Below are 1,065 nucleotides of genomic sequence, written 5' to 3'. Positions count from 1 at the left end.
GCGCCCGGTGGCTCCGCGGGCAGAGTGTCCGGCAGTTCGTCGGATGGCACGCCGCAAGGCGGGGAGGCCCGGCCATGACCTTGCTGGCGGTACGCGCCCTTTCCGTGGCCTTCGGCGGCATCCGCGCGCTGGACGCGGCCAGCTTTACGGCGCAGGCCGGGGCCATCACCGCGCTCATCGGCCCCAACGGCGCGGGCAAGACCACCCTGGTCAACTGCGTTACCGGCATGGTGCTGCCTGATTCCGGCACCGTGACCTTCGGCGGGCGGGACATCACCGGCATGGCGGCCCACCGCCTGCCGCGCCTGGGCCTTGCCCGTACCTTCCAGCACCTGCGGGTGTTCGGTTCCATGAGCCTGCTGGAAAACGTCATGGTGGGGCTGCACGGCCACGTGCGCACCGGCATGCTCTCCAGCATGCTGCGCCTGCCCGGCGTGCGCCGCACCGAACGGGCCATGCGCGACGCGGCCCTGCGGGCGCTGGAGTTCACGGGCCTTGCCGATCGGGCCGACGAGGCCGCCGGGCTTTTGCCCTATGGCGACCAGAAGCGGTTGGTGCTGGCCCGCGCCCTGGTGGGCGAACCGCGCATGATCCTGCTGGACGAACCGGTGGCGGGCCTGAACCCGGCGGAAACCCACGAGATGGGCGGGCTGATCCTGGCCCTGCGCGCACGCGGGGTGGCCGTGCTGCTCATCGAGCACGACATGTCGCTGGTCATGCGCGTGAGCGACGCCGTGGTGGTGCTGTGCTCCGGCGCCAAGATCGCCGAGGGCGCCCCCGGCGAGGTGAAACGCAATCCCGAAGTGGTCAACGCCTACCTTGGCGGGGGCGAGGAGTTCGGCCTGCATGCTTGAACTGCGCGACGTTTCCTTTTCCTACGGCGGCGCAAAGGTGCTGTTCGACGTTTCCCTTTCGGTGGGCGCGGCAGAGGCGGTGTGCCTGCTGGGCATGAACGGCGCGGGCAAGACCACGCTGTTGTCGCTCGTCAGCGGCCTTGCCCGCCCGGCCTCCGGGTCCATCCTGCTGGACGGCGCGCCGCTGCCGCCGCGCCCGGCGGGCATCGTG

2 protein-coding genes are annotated in these 1,065 nt (G+C 71.3%); both read left to right on the top strand.

Annotated features, from left to right (window positions below; genetic code table 11):
- The first annotated feature begins 74 nt into the window (after positions 1-74).
- On the top strand, positions 75-854 hold the full coding sequence (locus FVW20_RS16405) for an ABC transporter ATP-binding protein (protein WP_196610432.1): 780 nt from the start codon (positions 75-77) through the stop codon (positions 852-854).
- On the top strand, positions 847-1,065 hold a 219-nt coding region (locus FVW20_RS16400; protein WP_196610431.1), incomplete at its 3' end, for an ATP-binding cassette domain-containing protein. The genes FVW20_RS16405 and FVW20_RS16400, both read left to right, overlap by 8 nt.

Source organism: Nitratidesulfovibrio oxamicus (assembly GCF_015731765.1).
GTDB lineage: Bacteria > Desulfobacterota > Desulfovibrionia > Desulfovibrionales > Desulfovibrionaceae > Cupidesulfovibrio > Cupidesulfovibrio oxamicus.
This window is presented reverse-complemented; position numbering and strand designations above follow the sequence as displayed.

Bases quoted from the DNA above. Each gene is read 5' to 3' on its own strand.
- FVW20_RS16405 (WP_196610432.1), top strand. From the start codon at position 75: ATGACCTTGCTGGCGGTACGCGCCCTTTCCGTGGCCTTCGGCGGCATC.